Genomic DNA, 250 nt, shown 5'->3' on the forward strand with positions numbered 1-250 from the left:
AGCCGAGTCGTAGCGGTACTTGAGCGCCGTGCCGTCGGGGTTAAGTCGGCGGCTGACCAAGTGCAGGTCGTCGGCGTATTCATAACGGGTGACCCGCCCCAGCTCGTCGCGCTCGGCGGTGACCTTGCCGTAGGCGTTGTAGGTCCAGGCCCGGATCGCGCCCGTTGGCGAGGTGGTCTGGAGCAGCCGGCCCATGGCGTCCCAGTGGTAATGGGTGAGTGCGCCGTGTTCATCCTGGCGACTCAACAAA

1 protein-coding gene is annotated in these 250 nt (G+C 65.6%); it reads right to left on the bottom strand.

Annotated elements, in window-relative coordinates; translation table 11 throughout:
- Positions 1 to 250 (bottom strand): hypothetical protein (locus ACLEJR_RS27115; RefSeq protein WP_440817790.1); only part of this gene is annotated, 250 nt, incomplete at both ends.

The organism is Pseudomonas sp. SMN5 (genome assembly GCF_052041925.1).
In the GTDB taxonomy this organism is placed as follows: Bacteria; Pseudomonadota; Gammaproteobacteria; order Pseudomonadales; family Pseudomonadaceae; genus Aquipseudomonas.